9 protein-coding genes are annotated in these 17566 nt (G+C 64.1%); 8 read left to right on the forward strand and 1 reads right to left on the reverse strand.

Going from position 1 to position 17566, the window contains the following annotated elements; genetic code table 11:
* The first annotated feature begins 223 nt into the window (after positions 1–223).
* The 8 genes from HWW87_RS07500 to HWW87_RS07535 all read left to right on the forward strand — a co-directional run bounded on the left by HWW87_RS07500 (position 224) and on the right by HWW87_RS07535 (position 15755).
* On the forward strand, positions 224–3049 hold the full coding sequence (locus HWW87_RS07500; protein WP_175819791.1) for a TonB-dependent receptor: 2826 nt from the start codon (positions 224–226) through the stop codon (positions 3047–3049).
* Between the two features lie 240 nt (positions 3050–3289).
* Positions 3290–5164, forward strand: coding sequence for an extracellular solute-binding protein (locus HWW87_RS07505; RefSeq protein WP_175819792.1), 1875 nt, complete (start codon positions 3290–3292; stop codon positions 5162–5164).
* A gap of 12 nt (positions 5165–5176) precedes the next feature.
* Positions 5177–6229, forward strand: a complete 1053-nt coding sequence (locus HWW87_RS07510; RefSeq protein WP_175819793.1) for an ABC transporter permease subunit — start codon at positions 5177–5179, stop codon at positions 6227–6229.
* A complete protein-coding gene (locus HWW87_RS07515) occupies positions 6183–7286 on the forward strand; it encodes an ABC transporter permease (RefSeq protein WP_175819794.1) in 1104 nt (367 codons plus the stop codon). The genes HWW87_RS07510 and HWW87_RS07515 overlap by 47 nt, the downstream gene beginning before the upstream one ends.
* Positions 7286–8920, forward strand: coding sequence for a dipeptide ABC transporter ATP-binding protein (locus HWW87_RS07520; RefSeq protein ID WP_175819795.1), 1635 nt, complete (start codon positions 7286–7288; stop codon positions 8918–8920). Before HWW87_RS07515 ends, HWW87_RS07520 begins: the two co-directional genes overlap by 1 nt.
* A 112-nt stretch (positions 8921–9032) precedes the next feature.
* Positions 9033–12206, forward strand: coding sequence for a multidrug efflux RND transporter permease subunit (locus HWW87_RS07525; protein WP_175820686.1), 3174 nt, complete (start codon positions 9033–9035; stop codon positions 12204–12206).
* A 42-nt stretch (positions 12207–12248) separates the two neighbouring features.
* Positions 12249–12395 (forward strand): Tn3 family transposase, encoded by a 147-nt coding sequence (locus tag HWW87_RS07530; RefSeq protein ID WP_347879279.1) that lies wholly within the window; start codon positions 12249–12251, stop codon positions 12393–12395.
* A 639-nt stretch (positions 12396–13034) separates the two neighbouring features.
* The gene (locus HWW87_RS07535; RefSeq protein ID WP_175819796.1) at positions 13035–15755 is read left to right on the forward strand and encodes a TonB-dependent receptor; all 2721 of its coding nucleotides are present in this window, start codon (positions 13035–13037) and stop codon (positions 15753–15755) included.
* A gap of 438 nt (positions 15756–16193) precedes the next feature.
* Here HWW87_RS07535 and HWW87_RS07540 read toward each other — a convergent pair whose 3' ends face one another.
* Positions 16194–17534 carry an APC family permease gene (locus HWW87_RS07540; protein WP_175819797.1) on the reverse strand — a complete coding sequence of 447 codons (1341 nt, stop codon included), beginning with the start codon at positions 17532–17534 and terminating at the stop codon, positions 16194–16196.
* Between the last annotated feature and the right edge of the window lie 32 nt (positions 17535–17566).

Below are 17566 nucleotides of genomic sequence, written 5' to 3' on the forward strand. Positions count from 1 at the left end.
GCAGGAAGTGCGCTCATTACATGTAGTAAGTATGACGAATCAAAATATAAAGAGACGGTGATGCTGAGTGGCACGGGTGCCCCGAGGCCGGTCCGTTCGAGTCATTGCAGTCGGAAGAGTGGCTATCGCGGGTTCCGTTACACGGGCACCCAGGACGCGCGAGGAATTCACAAGGTTCCGGCGCGCAGCAGGCGGGGTCTTACTACGAGCGAGAGGGAACAAGATGAAGCAGAGAGTTTTGGCGTTGGCCATCAAGAGGATGGTCTGGGCGGAATTGGCGCTGACGGCCGTGCTGGTGCCGCCGGCGTTCGCCCAGAGCCAGCCGGCGCCGGGCGCCGCATCGATCGCGGATGCGGTCGCGAACGGCGCACTCATGACCGTTGCACAGGCGGACGGTGCGGCGGGCGCTGTCGCTGCCACGGGTGCCTCGGCATCCGGTGCGGCAGCCGAGGCGACGCCTGCCGCGCCCAGCGCGAACGGACAGGGCAAGGTCGCGCAGATCAAGCGGTTCGAAGTGACGGGTTCACTGATCCGGCAGGCCGACAAGGTCGGCTTCAACCAGGTTCAGACCGTCACGAGCAAGGACATCGAGAACAGCGGTCAGACCAGCGTCGCTGACTACCTGCGCAGCACCTCGGCGAACTCGGCAAGCAGCTGGAGCGAAGGTTCGACGAACAGCTTCGCGCCGGGCGGCGCTGGTATCGCGCTGCGCGGTCTCAGCGAGAAATACACGCTGGTGCTGATCGACGGCATGCGGGTGTCGCCGTATGCGTTCGCGGTGAACGGCAGCGATCAGTTCTTCGACCTGAACACGCTGCCGCTCAACATCATCGACCGTATCGAAATTGTCAAGACAGGCGCGGTGTCTCAGTATGGTTCCGACGCAATCGCGGGCGTGGTGAACATCATCACGAAGAAAAACTTTCAGGGTCTTGAACTGGGAGGCAGCTACGGTGGCGCGACGAACGGTGAAGGCGGCCAGGGCACGACGAAGTTCAACATCCTCGGCGGCTTCGGCGACCTGAACGCCGATCGTTTCAACGTGACGGCGGCGCTCAGCTACTACAAGTCGAACGGCATCTCGATCGCCGATCGCGACACGACGCAGAACCAGAACTTCTCCAATTTCCCGGGCGGTCTGTCGAACCAGAGCGTGTCGTACTGGCGCAATCCGGCCACCGGCGCGAAGGTGCCGCTGAGCCCGTGTCCGAACGGAGGCCAGGCCGTGCCGGGCACCGCGGTCGCGCAGGTCAACGGTCCCGGCACGGTCTGTGCAAACAACACCGCGTACGCATCGTCGCTGTCGCCGTGGACTGAACGCCTGAGCGCGAAGGTGCATGCCGACTTCAAGATCAACGACGCGATGCAGGCGTTCGCCGATCTCTGGGAAAGCAACAATACGACGGTCACGAACAACTTCGTCGGCCGCCTCGGTAACAGCACGCAGACCTATGATCCGGCGACGGGCGGTCTCACGCCGATTTCGAACCTGGTGCCGGGCAGCAACCCGTATAACCCGTTTGGCGTGCCGGCCAAGCTGGTCTACGCATTCCCGGCCACGCAGGCCGTGCATACGAGTTCCAACTTCTGGCGTGCCGCGACGGGCGTGAAAGGCTCGTTCAGCACGCCACGCGTGGGTGATTGGGATTGGACAGCGTCCTACACGCATTCTCAGAACACGGTGTCGAACAACTATTCGAACCTGATCAACGCGGCCGCACTGGAAAATATTGTCCAGAACGGCGTGTTCAACTTCGCCAATCCATCGTCGACACCGAACGGGTTGAACGGGCTGTACGGAAGCACGTCGACACAGGCCATCACGAAGCTCGACGCTGTCGACGCGACGCTGTCTACGCCGAACCTGTTCACGTTGCCCACGGGTAACGTCGGCCTGGGTCTCGGTACGCAATTCATGCACCAGAGCCAGTACATCGGTACGGGCGCGGACTACGCGAACGGCACGCTCGTCCAGCCGTCGCTGCAATCGGTCAACGGCGAGCGCAACGTCGCGGCGATCTACTACCAGATCGATATTCCTATCCTGAAGAACTTGACGTTCAGCCAGTCGGGGCGCTATGACCACTACAGTGACTTCGGTGGAGCGTTCTCGCCGCGCTTCGCGTTGCGCTTCCAGCCGATCCGCGAGCTGACGATGTACGGTTCGTACAACCGTGGCTTCCGCGCACCGACGCTGATCGAAAACACCTCGTCGAGGACCTACGGCGCGCAGGGCGCGGTCGATTCGAACGATCCCAACAACCCGAACGCATACAACCTCGTTGAGGAAGTGCAGGCCGGTAACAGCAAGCTGCAGCCGGAGCGGACCAAGAACTACAACATTGGCTTCCAGCTGTCGCCCACCCGCAATACCGATTTCGGCTTCGACTGGTACAAGATCCACATCGACAACGTGATTGGCACGGAAGACATCCAGACGGTGGTCGACCAGAATGATCCGTCGAATGTGATCCGTAACCCGAACGGCTCGATCGCGTATGTGCGGCTGCCGTATATGAACCTGTCGTCGCTCGATACGGACGGCTTCGAGACCACCTTCCGCCAATCGGTGTCGACCAAGATCGGTACTTTCACGCTGTCGGGTGACTGGGCCTACGTGTGGCACTTCAAGATGCCGGTGGGCGGCGAGTCGACCGACTTCGCGGGCAACAACGGTTCGCTGAACGAGCCGTTCGGCGGCAGTTTCCCACGCTGGAAGGGCAACACGAGTCTGAACTGGAACTACCACAACCAATGGAACGCGACGTTGACGTGGATGTTCACGGGGCCGTACAGCCAGGCCATCCTGTCGCCGGGCCAATATCCGAACATGCAGGACAGCGTGGCTTCGTACAGTCAGTTCAACCTGATGGTCAGCTACACCGGCTTCAAGCACTGGACGATTTACGCGGGCATCGACAACATCTTCAATCGTGCGCCGCCGTTCGACCCGGTTTATATGAACGCGAGCTACCAGACGGGCTACGACACGTCGCTGTACACGTATGTCGGTCGATTCGCGCAGGTTGGCGCGACCTACAAGTTCTGATGGCGATTGCGATGCACTGATAGGTTTTAGACCGGCCGCTCCACGTCCACCTCCCCATTTTTTGGAGCGGCCCTTTTTCGCCTGGCGCCACGACGGCCCGCAACCGGGACGTGCGGCGATGCAGTTTGCAGGATCATTTTCAGCACGAACAACCGGTGGGATGCAGGTGGCACGCGGCATCCTGCACAGGAATCTACCGCGCGCAGGCATCGCGCCCGCACGCTTTCGGACAGACCGACCATGAAACTGTTGAAATGGCGATGGGCAGGCGTGCCGCGCGCGGCGCTGTTCGCGTGCGCCGTGCTGCTCGTGTCGGGTAGCGCCATGCCACGTGCGGCGCTCGCGGTGTCGTCGATCGCGCAATACGACCAGCCCAAGTACCTGGCCAATTTTACGCATTTCGATTATGCCGATCCCGATGCGCCGAATGACGGCACGCTCAACTTCGAAAACTACGACGAAGCACAGAGCTACGACTCGCTGAACCCGTTTCTGACCCGCGGCTCGCCCGCGCCGGACATCAAGAACCTGATGTTCGACACGCTGATGCAGCGCAGCTGGGACGAGCTCGCGTCCGAATACGCGCTGATCGCCGACGATGTCGAGGTTGCGCCCGACGGGCTGTCGGCCACGTTCCACATCAATCCGGCCGCGCGCTTCTCGAACGGCGACGCGATCACCGCGGCCGACGTCAAGTATTCGTTCGATACGCTGACGAGCCCGCAGGCATCGCCGCTGTACAACGCGCAGTTCTCGATCATCAAGCGCGCGGTGGTCGTCGACGGTCACACGGTCCGCTTCGAGTTCAAGCACGCGGAGCGCGACGCCGCGCTGATCGCGGGCGACCTGCCGGTGTTCTCGCCGAAGTGGGGGCAGCGCGCGGACGGTACGCGGCCGCCGTTCGACCAGATCGCGAACGTGCCGCCGATCGCGAGCGGTGCGTACCTGATCGAGCAGCGCAGGAACGACAAACAGATCCGATACGTGCGCAACCCGCGCTACTGGGCCGCGAATCTGCCGTCGCGGCGTGGGATGTTCCGCTTCGCGCGCGTGTCGTTCAAGCTGTACCTCGACCAGTACACGGCGCTCGAGGCGTTCAAGGCCGGCGATGTCGACGCGCGGATGGAGTACAGCTCGACGCAGTGGGCGCGCAAGTACGTCGGCAAGAATTTCAGCAATGGCATGCTGAAGAAGGGGGAATTCCCGGACGGCCCCGCGCAGATGCAGGGGTTCCTGATGAACCTGCGCAAGCCGATGTTCCAGGACGTACGTGTGAGGCATGCACTCGCGCTGGCGTTCGACTTCGACTGGATGAGCCGGATGATGTTCTACGGGCAGTATCGCCGCACCAACAGCTTCTGGGAGGCGAGCCCGTTCGCAGCGTCCGGCGTGCCGAGCGCGACGGAGCTCGCGCTGCTCGAACCGTACCGGTCGACGCTGCCGTCGGAGGTGTTCGGCCCGATGATCAAGCAGCCGTCGACGCTGCCGCCGGGCTCGCTGCGCGCGAACCTCAGGCAAGCGCGCGACCTGCTCGCGCAGGCCGGCTGGCACTATCGCGACGGCGCGCTGCGCGACGCGAACGGCACGCCGATGACGATCGAGATCATCGACGACCAGCCCGGCATGGATCGCCTGATCCTGCCGTACACGCAAGCGCTCGCGACGCTCGGCATCCATGCGTACCTGCACGAGATCGACAGCGCGCTCTACCAGAAGCGGCTCGACAATTTCGAGTACGACATGACGACGTATATCTACTCGCCCGTGACGATCCCCGGCGCGGAGCTGACCCGCCGTTTCGGCAGCGCGGCCGCCTCGCAGCCCGGCTCGGAGAACTATCCGGGCGTGAAGTCGAAGGCCGTCGATGCGCTGATCCGCGCGGCACTCGCGGCCAATACGCTCGACGATCTCGAGACGGCCACGCACGCGCTCGATCGCGTGCTGATCAACCTGTACGTGCTGGTCCCGCAGTACTACATGCCGAACGCGCGGATCGCGTACAAGACGACGCTCGGCCATCCTGCGGTCGTGCCGGCTTCCTATCAGTACGAGGACTGGATCATCGACTACTGGTACGGGAAGCGGCCGGCGGTCCAACCCGCTCCGGCGGCCTGACGGAGAACAACCATGCTGGCATACATACTCAGGCGCCTGCTGTTGATGATCCCGACGCTGATCGGCGTCGTGACGATCACGTTCGCCGTCACGCAGTTCGTGCCGGGCGGCCCGGTCGAGCAGGTGCTCGCGCAATTGCGCCACGGCAGCACGCGCGGCGGGGAGGCGGGCGGAGGCGGGGGCGGCTACCACGGCAGCCAGGGTGTCGACCCGCAGCAGATCGAACAGATCCGCAAGCAGTTCGGCTTCGACAAGCCGCCGCTCGAACGCTACGCGCTGATGCTGAAAAGCTATGCGACGTTCGACCTCGGCCAGTCCTACTTCGCGCACCGCAGCGTGTGGGCGGTAATCCGCTCGAAGCTGCCGGTGTCGATCACGCTCGGGCTTTGGACGGTGATCCTCACGTATCTCGTGTCGGTGCCGCTCGGCATCTCGAAGGCAGTGCGCAACGGTTCGCGGTTCGACACCGTGACGAGCGTGCTGGTGCTGACCGGCTACGCCGTGCCGGGCTTCGTGCTCGGCGTGCTGCTGCTGATGCTGTTCGGCGGCGGCACGTTCTGGCAGGTGTTTCCGATGCGCGGGCTCACGTCGGACAACTTCGACGACCTGACGTTGATCGGCAAGACCCTCGACTATTTGTGGCATATCGCGTTGCCGGTGACGGCCTCGGTGATCGGCAATTTCGCGATCGTCACGATCCTGACGAAGAACACGTTCCTCGAGGAAATCGGCCGGCAATACGTGCTGACCGCGCGCGCGAAAGGGGCGCCGGAGCGTGACGTGCTGTGGAAGCACGTGCTGCGCAATGCAGCGATCCCGCTGCTCACCGGGTTGCCGGCCGCGTTCGTCGGTGCATTCCTGAACGGCAACCTGCTGATCGAGACGCTGTTCTCGCTCGACGGGATGGGGCAACTGTCGTACGACTCGGTGATCCGCCGCGACTATCCGGTCGTGCTCGGCTCGCTGTTCCTGTTCACCCTGATCGGTCTGCTGACCAAGCTTATCGCGGATATCTGCTATGTCCTCGTCGACCCCCGTATCCAGTTCAGCCGCCTGGACCACTGATCCAGCGTGCGCGCCGTCGCCGTCGCCGTGGCGGCGCACGTGGCAGCGCTTTCGTGCGCAGCCGCTCGGCTATGCAAGCCTCGCGATCTTCGCGACGCTGTTCGTGCTCAGCCTGTGTGCCGACGGCCTGTCGAACGATCGGCCGCTGCTCGTGCGCTACGACGGGCACTATTACTTTCCGATTGTGAAGGACTATCCGGAGACCGAGTTCGGCGGCGACTTTCCGGCGAAGACCAACTATCTCGACCCGTACATTCGCGCGAAGCTCGAGGCAGGCGGCAATTTCGCGATCTATCCGCCGAATCGCTACCGCTACGACACGATCGACTATTTCGCATCGCGGCCGTATCCGGCGCCGCCGTCGGCGAGCAACTGGCTCGGCACCGACCAGTTCGGGAGGGACGTGCTCGCGCGACTGCTGTACGGGTTCCGGCTGTCGGTGCTGATGGCGTTCGCGCTGACCGTGTCGGGGGTGCTGGTCGGCGTGCTGACCGGCGCGCTGCAGGGCTTCTACGGCGGCCGCACCGACCTGGTCGGGCAGCGCCTGATCGAGATCTGGAGTGCGTTGCCAGACCTGTACCTACTGATCATCTTCGCGTCGATCTTCACGCCGTCGCTGTGGCTGCTGTTCATCTTGCTGTCGATGTTCGGCTGGCTCGTGCTGTCTGATTACGTGCGCGCGGAGTTCCTGCGCAACCGCGCGCTCGACTACGTGAAGGCCGCGCGCACGATGGGACTGTCGAACTGGCAGATCATGTGGCGGCACGTGCTGCCGAACAGCCTGACGCCGGTGATCACGTTCCTGCCGTTCCGGATGAGCGCGGCGATCCTGTCGCTGACGAGCCTCGACTTCCTCGGCCTCGGCGTGCAGCCACCGACGCCGAGCCTCGGCGAACTGCTGCAGGAGGGCAAGAACTACCTCGATGCGTGGTGGATCTCGATCTCCGCATTCGCGGCGCTGGTGGTGACGCTGCTGCTGCTGACCTTCATGGGCGACGCGCTGCGCAACGCGCTCGACACGCGCTCGCGCGGCTCGGCATTCGGCGGGGAGCGATGATGGCGAACGCGTTGCTTCAGATCGACGGGTTTTCGGCGCGCTTCGGCGCGAAGGCGGCCGTGCAGGACCTGAGCCTGTCGGTCGGCCGCGGCGAGCGCGTGGCGCTCGTCGGCGAATCGGGGTCGGGCAAGAGCGTGACGGCGCTGTCGATACTGCGCCTCGCGCAGCAGGCGACGCTGTCGGGACGGATGCTGTTCGACGGCGAGGACCTGCTCGCGAAGACCGAACGGCAGATGCGCGGGATTCGCGGCGCCGACATCGCGATGGTGTTCCAGGAGCCGATGACGGCGCTGAATCCGCTGTATACGATCGGCAAGCAGATCGCCGAGAGCCTGCGGCTGCACGAGGGGCTGCGGCCGGGCGATGCGCGCGAGCGGGGGATCGCGCTGCTGCGGCGCACCGGTATCCCGGAGCCGGAGCGGCGTATCGACAGCTTTCCGCATCAGTTGTCGGGTGGGCAGCGGCAGCGCGCGATGATCGCGATGGCGCTGGCGTGCCGGCCGCGGCTGTTGCTGGCCGACGAGCCGACGACGGCGCTCGACGTGACGGTGCGCCAGCAGATCGTCGATCTGCTGATCGAATTGCAGGAGCAGGAGGCGGCCGCGCGCGGGATGGCCGTGCTGCTGATCACGCACGACCTGAATCTCGTGCGGCGCTTTGCGCAGCGCGTGGCCGTGATGGAGCAGGGCGTGCTCGTGGAGACGAACACGACCGACGCGCTGTTCGCCGCGCCGCAGCACGCCTATACGCGCCGGCTGCTCGACAGCGCGCCGCAGCGGGACGTCGAGCCGGTCGCGGCCGGCGCGCAGACGATTCTCGACGTGCAGGACCTCGCCGTCGATTACCGCATCGCGGCGAAGGGCTGGCGCGCGGTGCTCGGCAAGACGACGTTCCGCGCCGTGCACGATGTGAAGTTGAACCTGAGGCGCGGCGAAACGCTGGGAATCGTCGGCGAATCGGGCTCGGGGAAATCGACGCTGGCGGCGACGGTGCTCGGCCTGCAGCGGCCGGCCGCCGGCTCGATCGAAATCGACGGCATGCCGCTGGACGCGCTGCGGAAGACGGGCGGCAGGCGCGCGCTGTACGGCAGGATGCAGGTCGTGTTCCAGGATCCGTTCGGCTCGCTGTCGCCGCGGATGACGGTCGAGCAGATCGTCGGCGAGGGGCTCGCCGTGCACCGGCCGCAGGTGGCCGGAGTCGCGCGGCGCGCGCGGATCGCCGCGCTGCTTCAGGAGGTCGGCCTGCCGGCCGAGTCGATGCTGCGCTATCCGCACGAATTCTCCGGCGGCCAGCGGCAGCGGATCGCGATCGCGCGTGCGCTGGCGGTGGAGCCGGAACTGCTGGTGCTGGACGAACCGACGAGCGCGCTCGACGTGTCGATCCAGAAGCAGGTGCTGAATCTGCTGACGAATCTGCAAAAGAAGTACAAGCTGAGCTACCTGTTCATCACGCACGATCTCGCGGTGATGCGTGCAATGGCCCACCGGGTCGTGGTGATGAAGGCGGGGCGGGTGGTCGAGGAGGGCGATACGCTCGACGTGCTGGATGCGCCGTCCCATCCGTATACACGCGCGCTGCTTGCATCGTCGATGCTGGCTCCGGTGCACGGCAAACAAGAGAGAACCGATGATTGACGCGAACCGGGCGAAGTACGCCCAGGCCGCCCGCACGCCGTGCGGCGGTGCCGACGGTGATGCCGTTCCGCAGTTCCGCGCCGAAACGCCGGCGGTTCGCTGACGCATGCCGATGCCATCGTTCTTCATCGATCGTCCCGTCTTTGCGTGGATCGTTGCGCTCGCAATCGTCGTCGCGGGCGTGCTCGTCATTTCGCAGCTTCCGATCGCGCAATATCCGCGACTTGCGCCGCCGCGGGTCGTGATCACGGCCGCGTATCCGGGCGCGTCGACCGAGACGGTCGACGGCGACGTCGGCAGCATCATCGAGGAAAGCCTCGACGGCGCCGACGGGCTGCAGTACTACGCGACGAGCAGCGACGGTCACGGCAATCTCGAGATCGACGTCACGTTTGCGCCTGGCACCGATCCGGACATCGCGCTCGTCGACGTCAACAACCGGCTGAAGCAGGTCGAGCCGCGGTTGCCGCAGCAGGTCGTCCAGCAGGGGATCGGCGTATTCAAGGCAGCGAACACGTTCCTGATGCTCGTCACGCTGACGTCGACCGACGGCACGCGCGATTCCGCGCAACTCGGCGATTACCTGAACCGCTACGTGCTGCGCGAACTGAAGCGTGCGCCGGGCGTTGGCGCGGCCGAGCTGTGGGACGCCGGCGAGGCGCTGCGGGTCTGGCTCGATCCGAACAAATTGCGTGAATACGACCTCGGCGCCGATGACGTGATTGCGGCGATCGGCGTGCAGAACGCGACGGTGACGGCCGGTGCGATTGGCGATGCGCCGTTCGTACGCGGCCAGCAGCTCACCGCGACGATCGTCGTCAAGGGACAGCTGACGGCGCCGGAGGAGTTCGGCCGAATCGTGCTGAAGTCGAAGCAGGACGGTTCGGTGGTGCGCGTCGCCGACGTCGCGCGTGTCGAAATCGGTCGCGACGACTACTCGTTCTATTCGCGGCTGAACGGCCGGCCGGCGGCAACCGTCGGCATCCAGCTTGGCCCGCGCGGCAACGCGCTCGAAACGTCGAACGCGATCCGTGCGCGGCTTGCCGAACTGTCGAGGGTATTGCCGCCGGGCGTGGCGATCGAGATTCCGTTCGATGGCGCCCATTTCGTGACGATCGCGATCCGGGAGGTCGTGCTGACGCTCGTCGAGGCGGTCGTGCTGGTGTTTTGCGTGATGTGGCTGTTCCTGCGCGATCTGCGTTACACGCTGGTGCCGACCGTCGTGATTCCCGTCACGCTGATGGGCGCGTTCGTCGCGATGTGGGCGTTCGGACTGTCGATCAACGTGTTCACGATGTTCGGTCTCGTGCTGGCGATCGGCATCCTTGTCGACGATGCGATCGTCGTCGTCGAGAGCGTGCACCGGGTGATGGAGGAGGGCGTGTCGCCGCGCGACGCCACGCGCCGCGCAATGAAGCGGATCGGCGGTGCGATCGTCGGTGTGACTGCGGTGCTGACCGCCGTATTCGTGCCGATGGCGTTTTTTCCGGGCACCGTCGGCGGCATCTACCGGCAGTTCGCGGTGGCGATGATCGCATCGATGCTGGTGTCGTCGTTCATGGCGCTGTCGCTCACGCCCGCGCTGTGCGCGAACCTGCTGAAGCCGGTTGCGCGGCACGACGGCGGAATCGGCCGCGCGCGGCGACGTGGCATCGGCACACGTCTGGCCGACCGCTTCGATGCGGCCTTCGCGCGCGTCGAAACCGGTTATCGCCGCATCGCCGTGTTCGCCGTGCGCCGCACCGGCATGGTCGTGGCGGCCTACGCGGTGCTCGTGATCGCATGCGGGCTGCTGTACTGGATGATGCCGGGCGGCTTCCTGCCGACCGAGGACCAGGGGCAACTGCAGGTGATGATCCAGTTGCCGGCGGGCGCCACGCAGGCGCGCACGCTCGCGGTCGTCGAGCGTGTCGAGGCGATCCTGCGCGCGGAGCCGGCGATCGCGAACGTGACGAGCGTGATCGGCTGGAGTTTCGCGGGCAGCGGGCAGAACGTCGGGATGGCGTTCGTGGAGCTGAAGGACTGGGCGCGGCGCGACGTCGATGCGATGGCGTTGCGCGACCGGCTCAACGGGCATTTCGGCACGATCCTCGACGGCGACGTCGAGGCGTCGCTGCCACCGTCGGTGCGCGGCATCGGGCATTCCGACGGATTCACGTTCCGGCTCGAGGATCGGGGCGGTGTCGGGCTCGACGCGTTGAAGGCGGCTCGCGAGCAGTTGTCCGGACGAGCGAAAGCGGATCCGTTGCTCGCCGCCGTGCATTTCGAAGACCTGCCGGACGCGCCGCGCATCGAACTCGATGTCGATCGTGCGAAGGCGTATGCGCTCGGCGTGCCGTTCGAGCGAATCGCGGGCCTCCTGGGCGGCACGTTCGGCTCGAACTACATCAACGATTTTCCGGCATCGGGCCGGATGCGGCGGGTGATCATCGAGGCCGACCCGGCCGCGCGCGCGACCGATGCGCAACTGATGGCGCTGACGGTGCCGAACCGCACCGGCGACATGGTTCCGTTGTCGGCCATCGCGGCGCCGCACTGGACGGTCGGCCCGGTGATGCTGAATCGCTACAACGGCTATCCGTCGCTCGACATCAGCGGCCGCGCGGCGACCGGCACGAGTTCGGGCGCGGCGATGGCGGAGATGGAGCGGCTCGCCGGCGCACTGCCGGTCGGGATCGGCTTCGACTGGGTCGATGCGGCGCGCGAGGAGCAGGTTGCCGCGCGGCAAACGCCGCTGCTCGTCGGGCTGTCCGTGCTCGCGGTTTTCATGGCGCTTGCCGCGCTGTACGAAAGCTGGACGGTCCCGCTGTCCGTGCTGACGATCGTGCCGCTCGGCATGATCGGCGCGATCGCGGCGGCGCTCGCGCGCGGGATGCCGAACGACGTGTATTTCAAGGTCGGGATGATCACGGTGGTCGGGCTGGCGGCGAAGAATGCGATCCTGATCGTGCAGTACGCGCGCGATCTGGCCGGGAGCGGCGTGCCGCTGCGGCAGGCGGTGATCGACGCGGCCGCCGCGCGATTCCGGCCGATCATGATGACGTCGATGGCGTTCCTGCTGGGCGTCGTGCCGCTCGTGCTGGCGACGGGCGCGGGTGCGGAAAGCCGGCGATCGATCGGCACGGGTGCGTTCGGGGGCGTGCTCGCCGCGACGATGTTCGGGCTCGTGTTCGCGCCGGTGGCGTTTCGGGTGGTGGTATCCATAGGCCGGCGCGGGCGGCATGCAGCGGTGACGAAGCGCGAGGCGCAGCGCGTGGAAACGGCTGGAAATCTGGAGATCGATTGATGGTCGCGACGGGGCGTTGGCGGTGGGATCAAGCGATGACGGGTGGGCGACGCCACGCACGTGCTCGAAGGGCTGCTCTATCAAGAGTCCGATCTGCTGATCGAGGAACACTATACCGACACGGCGGGATTCATCGATCACGTGTTCGGACTGTTTCTATGCCAAGGATTCGTGTCTCCTCTCTGGTAAACAAAAAAGTTCGGACTGGCGAGTACCGGCCGCATGCTCCATTGCGGCGCATGCGCGAGCGGATGAAAAAGCAGCCGAACAGGGAAGACAAGACAACGGTAGCGGCTGATGAACCATATCGCTTTTCATTCGGCACCAACCGAGTGCGCTTAATGTACCTAAACAAAGTTATGTGGTATCAAATATTTTTTGACGCGTCGATTCTGTCCTGCTATGTTCGCGTCCAACGTAAAACTTTGGTAGTGAACGGTAATGAAGATTCCGTGCATTAAGACTTTCAAAGTGAAGAAGTAAAGCAGCCCTTCAACGGGCGACTGCCTTTCCTGGTAGCGCGTCCGCTCTAATTTATGAAGCGCCATGGTGCGAATGTTCCAGGGTGCAGCGTGTATGCAGCCGTTCGATGCACGGAAAGATCGATCCATGTAATTAGAGTTCCTAACTCTATGGGAATGCAGATTCTTTTATTTCAAATTCATTCTTCTTGATAACGGAAGAAATAACGTTGAAAGGAATAAGCAAACGGACGGAATGGTTGTGAGCACCAGATGACGAATCAGGAACGCGGGGCAACGCTATTTAAAGGCCGGCGAATCCCCGTGCATACAAAAAGGTCAGGCCTTGCGACGACAGAGGGGTGTTATGAAACCAACGGCTTTGGGATCGGCAATACGCAGCATCGTATGGGCTGAAGTCGCGTTGACGGCGGCTTTGGGTACCTCCGCTTATGCGCAGACAACGCCTGTCGACGGGAGCGTCGCCGCCGAGCAGACCGGAAGCGCTGCCGCCGCCGCGCCCGCGCCGGCATCGGGCACCGCCGCGGGCGGGCAGACCGTGAAAAAGCTCGACAAGTTCGAAGTGACGGGCTCGCTGATCCGCACCTCCGACAAGGTCGGCCACACCGAAGTGCAGGTCATCACCGCGAAGGAAATCCAGCAAAGCGGATACACGACGGTCGCCGATTTCCTGCGTTCGACCTCGGCCAATTCCGCAAGCAGCTGGGGCCAGACGACGATGAACAGCTCGGCCCCCGGCGGCGCCGGCATGGCGTTGCGCGGGCTCAGCGAGAAATACACGCTCGTGCTCGTCGATGGCCAGCGCGTCGCGAACTATGCGCAGTCGGTGAACTTCACCGACACGTTCTTCGATGTCAACACGATCCCGCTGAACATGGTGGAGCGCGTCGAGATCGTCAAGACCGGCGCGGTATCCGTCTACGGCTCGGACGCGATCGCGGGCGTCGTCAACATCATTACGAAGAAGAACTTTCAGGGCCTGCAGATCGACGGCCAACTCGGCAAGGCGCAGCATCCGGGCGACGGGCAGGGTAACTTCAGCGTACTGGCCGGCTTCGGCGATCTGAATTCGGATCGCTTCAACGTCACCGCGGCCGCCAGCTATTACCGCGATTCGGGCTCGACGCTCGGCGATCGCGACATGACGTCGGCGCAAGACTTCACGCAATATCCCGGCGGGCTGGCAGCGCCGCTCGGGCCGAACCAGCAATCGTACTGGTCGCTGGCGGACGGCTCCAAGGTGCCGCTTTCGCCGTGCCCGCAGGGCAGCAAGACGAGCGCGACCAATTGCACGTACAACCCCGCCGCGTCGACATCGCTCGTTCCGTCCACGACGCGCCTGAACGCGAAGGTGCGCGCCACCTTCAAGATCGACGACAACACGCAGGCCTATGCGGGCTTCTGGCTGAGCCGCGATGAAACCGTCCAGTTGCAGGGACCGGCCTCGATCTCGAGCACGACGAACGTCTACAACCCTGCGACCGGGTCCGTTTCGCCGCTGCCGCGCACCGTACCGGTGAGCAACCCCTATAACCCGTTCGGCGTGCCGACGGCGATCAACCTGACCTTCCCGGGCAACGTCGTGAGGGCGGACACGGTATCGACGTTCTGGATGGCGAACACGGGCGTCAAAGGCTCGTTCGACGCGGGCAGATTCGGCGCGTGGGACTGGTCGGCCGATTACGGGCACTCGCAGAGCACCGTCGATACGACGTATAGCAACCGGATCAACGCCGCGGGCCTCGAGAACATGCTCGCGAACGGCACCTACAACTTCTCGAACCCGGCCGCCACGCCAAACGGCCTGAACGGCGTTTTCACGGACGACGATCAGCAGGCCATCTCGAAGGTCGACAGCGTGACAGCCAAGGCCTCGACGTCGAATCTCTTCACGCTGCCCGGGGGAGCGGTCGGCCTGGGCCTGGGCACCGAGTTCCGCCACGAATCGTCGACGATCAACCCGCAGACGCTCGCGTCGCAGGGCGTATCCGCACCCGCGAACGTGCAGACGGTGGAGGGTTCGCGCAACGTCGCCGCCGCGTTCTACCAGGTCGACATTCCGATCCTGCGCAACCTGACGTTCACGCAGGCGGGCCGCTACGATCACTACAGCGACTTCGGTGGGGCGTTTTCGCCGAGCTTTGCGCTGCGTTTCCAGCCGGTGCAAATGCTGACGACGTATGCATCGTACAGTCGCGGCTTCCGCGCGCCGACCCTCGTCGAAAACTCGCAGGCCGTCTATCTCTCTCACCAAAACCTCGTCGATCCGAACGATCCGAGCGGTGTGCCGACCAAGCACTTCACGACGGAGCAAGTCGCGGGCAATCCGAATCTTCAGCCCGAGCACACGAAGAACTACAACATCGGCTTCCAGCTTTCGCCCGATGCGATGACCGATATCGGCGCGGCGTTCTACAAGGTCCGCATCGACGGAGTCATCGGCACCGACGATCCGAACTCGGTGCTCGTTGCCAACGATCCCTCCCGCGTCGTGCGCAACGCCGACGGGTCGGTGCGTTACCTCGTTCAGCATTTCGTGAACCTTGGTGCGCTCGATACCGATGGTTTCGATCTCAACTTCCGCAAAGCGCTGCGCACCAAGTACGGCACGTTCACGCTCGCAGGCGACTGGACTTATGTGTGGCACTTCAAGCTGCACAGCCCCGGAACCGCGCCGCAGGACTTCGCCGGCAACAACCTTGCGCTGCTGCAGCCGTTCGGCGCGAGCAACCCGCGCTGGAAGGGCAATACGAGCGTGAGCTGGGACTACCGGCAGCTGACCACCACGCTGACCTGGCAATACACCGGGCCATATACGAACGCCGTGGCCGCGGAATTCGGCGACGGCGGTACGGGATCGGTGGCGTCGTACAGCCAGTTCAACCTCATGTTCAACTATCGCGGCTTCAAGCATTGGACGATTTACGGCGGCATCACGAACCTTTTCGACAAGAAGCCGCCGTTCGACGTCGAGTGGCAAGCCGTGCCCGACATCACTGGCTATGACCAGTCGCTCTACACGGACCTCGGTCGCTTCTTCCAGATCGGGGCGACGTACCGGTTCTGACAGAGAGGAGGCCGCCAGGCGGCAACCGGTCCCGGCGCGCGGCCCGCGCCGGGACGACGAAGAATGAGCTGGACCGGCAGCCGGCCTCACTCAAGGTCAAGTGCAAAGGTGCAAGGTTTGAACGCGGGGACGCTTGGCCAGCAGCACCTCGTGCAGTCGATTTATCGTATTTGACATAATCAAAATTATCGATAGTTTGTGTTGTAGTAGCTAGATTGAAATGTCCGCTTTTGGCTACATAGAAATGTCCGCTTTCGGGCCGCGTAAGCTGTCCGGCTGCCGGTTTCCCGGCGCCGGAGGCTGCGATGGCTGCAACGGAGCGGATCACGATGACGATGCGCGAACTGGACCGATCACCGTGAACGATTCACGCAGGCGCGCGGATAACGCGTCGTTCAACCGCCTCGCCCACAAAAATGCGGACAGGCCGAAGCCCGCTCAAATCGCCACCTCCGGCGGCGCCTGCCGAAACAGCCGCGTGATCCAGCACAGATACACCAACCCAAGCGCGAACCACACGACGCCGAGCACGAGCGCCGTCTTCTCGAGGCTGACGAGCAGCCAGATATCGGCCACGGCGCCGATCACCGGAAAGACGATGCCGCCGAACACGCCGATCCTGCGCTCGCCGTGATTGCCGGACAGATACAGTCGGATCACGCACAGATTGACGGCCGTGAACGCGAGGAACGCACCGAAGTTGATGAACGACGTCGACGTCGCGACGTCCAGCTTCAACGCGATCAATCCGACGACGCCGGCCAGTGCGATGTTGATCGCGGGCGTCTTGAAGCGCGGGTGAATGAAACCGAAGATGCGCTTCGGCAGGATTTCATCGCGGCCCATCGCATACAGCAGCCGCCCGACGCTCGCCTGCGCGGAGATGCCCGATGCGAACTGGGCAAGGATCAGGCCGGCAAGGAACACTGTCACGAACAGGTCACCACCGATCATCTTCGCGACTTCGAATGCGGCCGAATCCGTGTCCTTGAACTCGACGCCGGGGTGCGCGAGCTGCATCGTGTACGCGGCGATCACGAAGATCGCGCCACCGATCAGTGCTATCAGCAGGATCGCGCGCGGCATGTTCTTTTTCGGATCGATCGTTTCCTCGGTCAGCGTCGACACGGCGTCGAAGCCGAGGTACGAATACGCGGCGATCGCGGCACCGGCCATCGTCGCGCCGAACGGTACGTGCGGCTTGAAGAACGGCTCCGCCATCGCGATGCCGCCCGCGCCAGCCGCCGCCGATGCGTAGTGCCAGCACAGCACGACGAACATCGCGACGATTGCCAGTTGCACGACCATCAGCACGATGTTGAAGCGCGCGGCCAGTTCGATACCGAAGATGTTCAGCCCGCTCGTCAGCACGATGAACGCGACGATCCAGATCCACGTCGGCACATGCGGAAATGCCGCGTTCAGATAGGCCGCGCCGATCAGCCAGATCACCATCGGCAGGAAAAAATAGTCGAGCAGCGTCGCCCAGCCGATCATGAAACCGACGTGCGGGTTGAACGTCTTGCGCGTGTACGTATAAGCAGAACCTGCGGCGGGATAGAGTCGCGCAAGCTTGCCGTAGCTGAGTGCGGTGAACGCAATGGCCACCAGCGCGAGCAGGTACGCGAGCGCGGCTGTGTCGTCGCTGGCCTTGGCGAGCACGCCGTAGGTACCGTAGACGATCAGCGGCGCCATATAGGCGAGGCCGAACAGCAGCACGGACGGCAGGCCGAGCGTGCGCTTCAGGCGCGCGGGTTCGTGGGATGACGACGCTTGCATGTTATCTCCTGGGCCTTCGGGGCCGATACGAA

The organism is Burkholderia sp. BCC0419, assembly GCF_902830285.1.
GTDB lineage: Bacteria > Pseudomonadota > Gammaproteobacteria > Burkholderiales > Burkholderiaceae > Burkholderia.

Coding starts and splice junctions, on each gene's coding strand:
- HWW87_RS07500 (WP_175819791.1), top strand. CDS start 224: ATGAAGCAGAGAGTTTTGGCGTTGGCCATCAAGAGGATGGTCTGGGCG.
- HWW87_RS07505 (WP_175819792.1), top strand. CDS start 3,290: ATGAAACTGTTGAAATGGCGATGGGCAGGCGTGCCGCGCGCGGCGCTG.
- HWW87_RS07510 (WP_175819793.1), top strand. CDS start 5,177: ATGCTGGCATACATACTCAGGCGCCTGCTGTTGATGATCCCGACGCTG.
- HWW87_RS07515 (WP_175819794.1), top strand. CDS start 6,183: ATGTCCTCGTCGACCCCCGTATCCAGTTCAGCCGCCTGGACCACTGAT.
- HWW87_RS07520 (WP_175819795.1), top strand. CDS start 7,286: ATGGCGAACGCGTTGCTTCAGATCGACGGGTTTTCGGCGCGCTTCGGC.
- HWW87_RS07525 (WP_175820686.1), top strand. CDS start 9,033: ATGCCATCGTTCTTCATCGATCGTCCCGTCTTTGCGTGGATCGTTGCG.
- HWW87_RS07535 (WP_175819796.1), top strand. CDS start 13,035: ATGAAACCAACGGCTTTGGGATCGGCAATACGCAGCATCGTATGGGCT.
- HWW87_RS07540 (WP_175819797.1), bottom strand. CDS start 17,534: ATGCAAGCGTCGTCATCCCACGAACCCGCGCGCCTGAAGCGCACGCTC.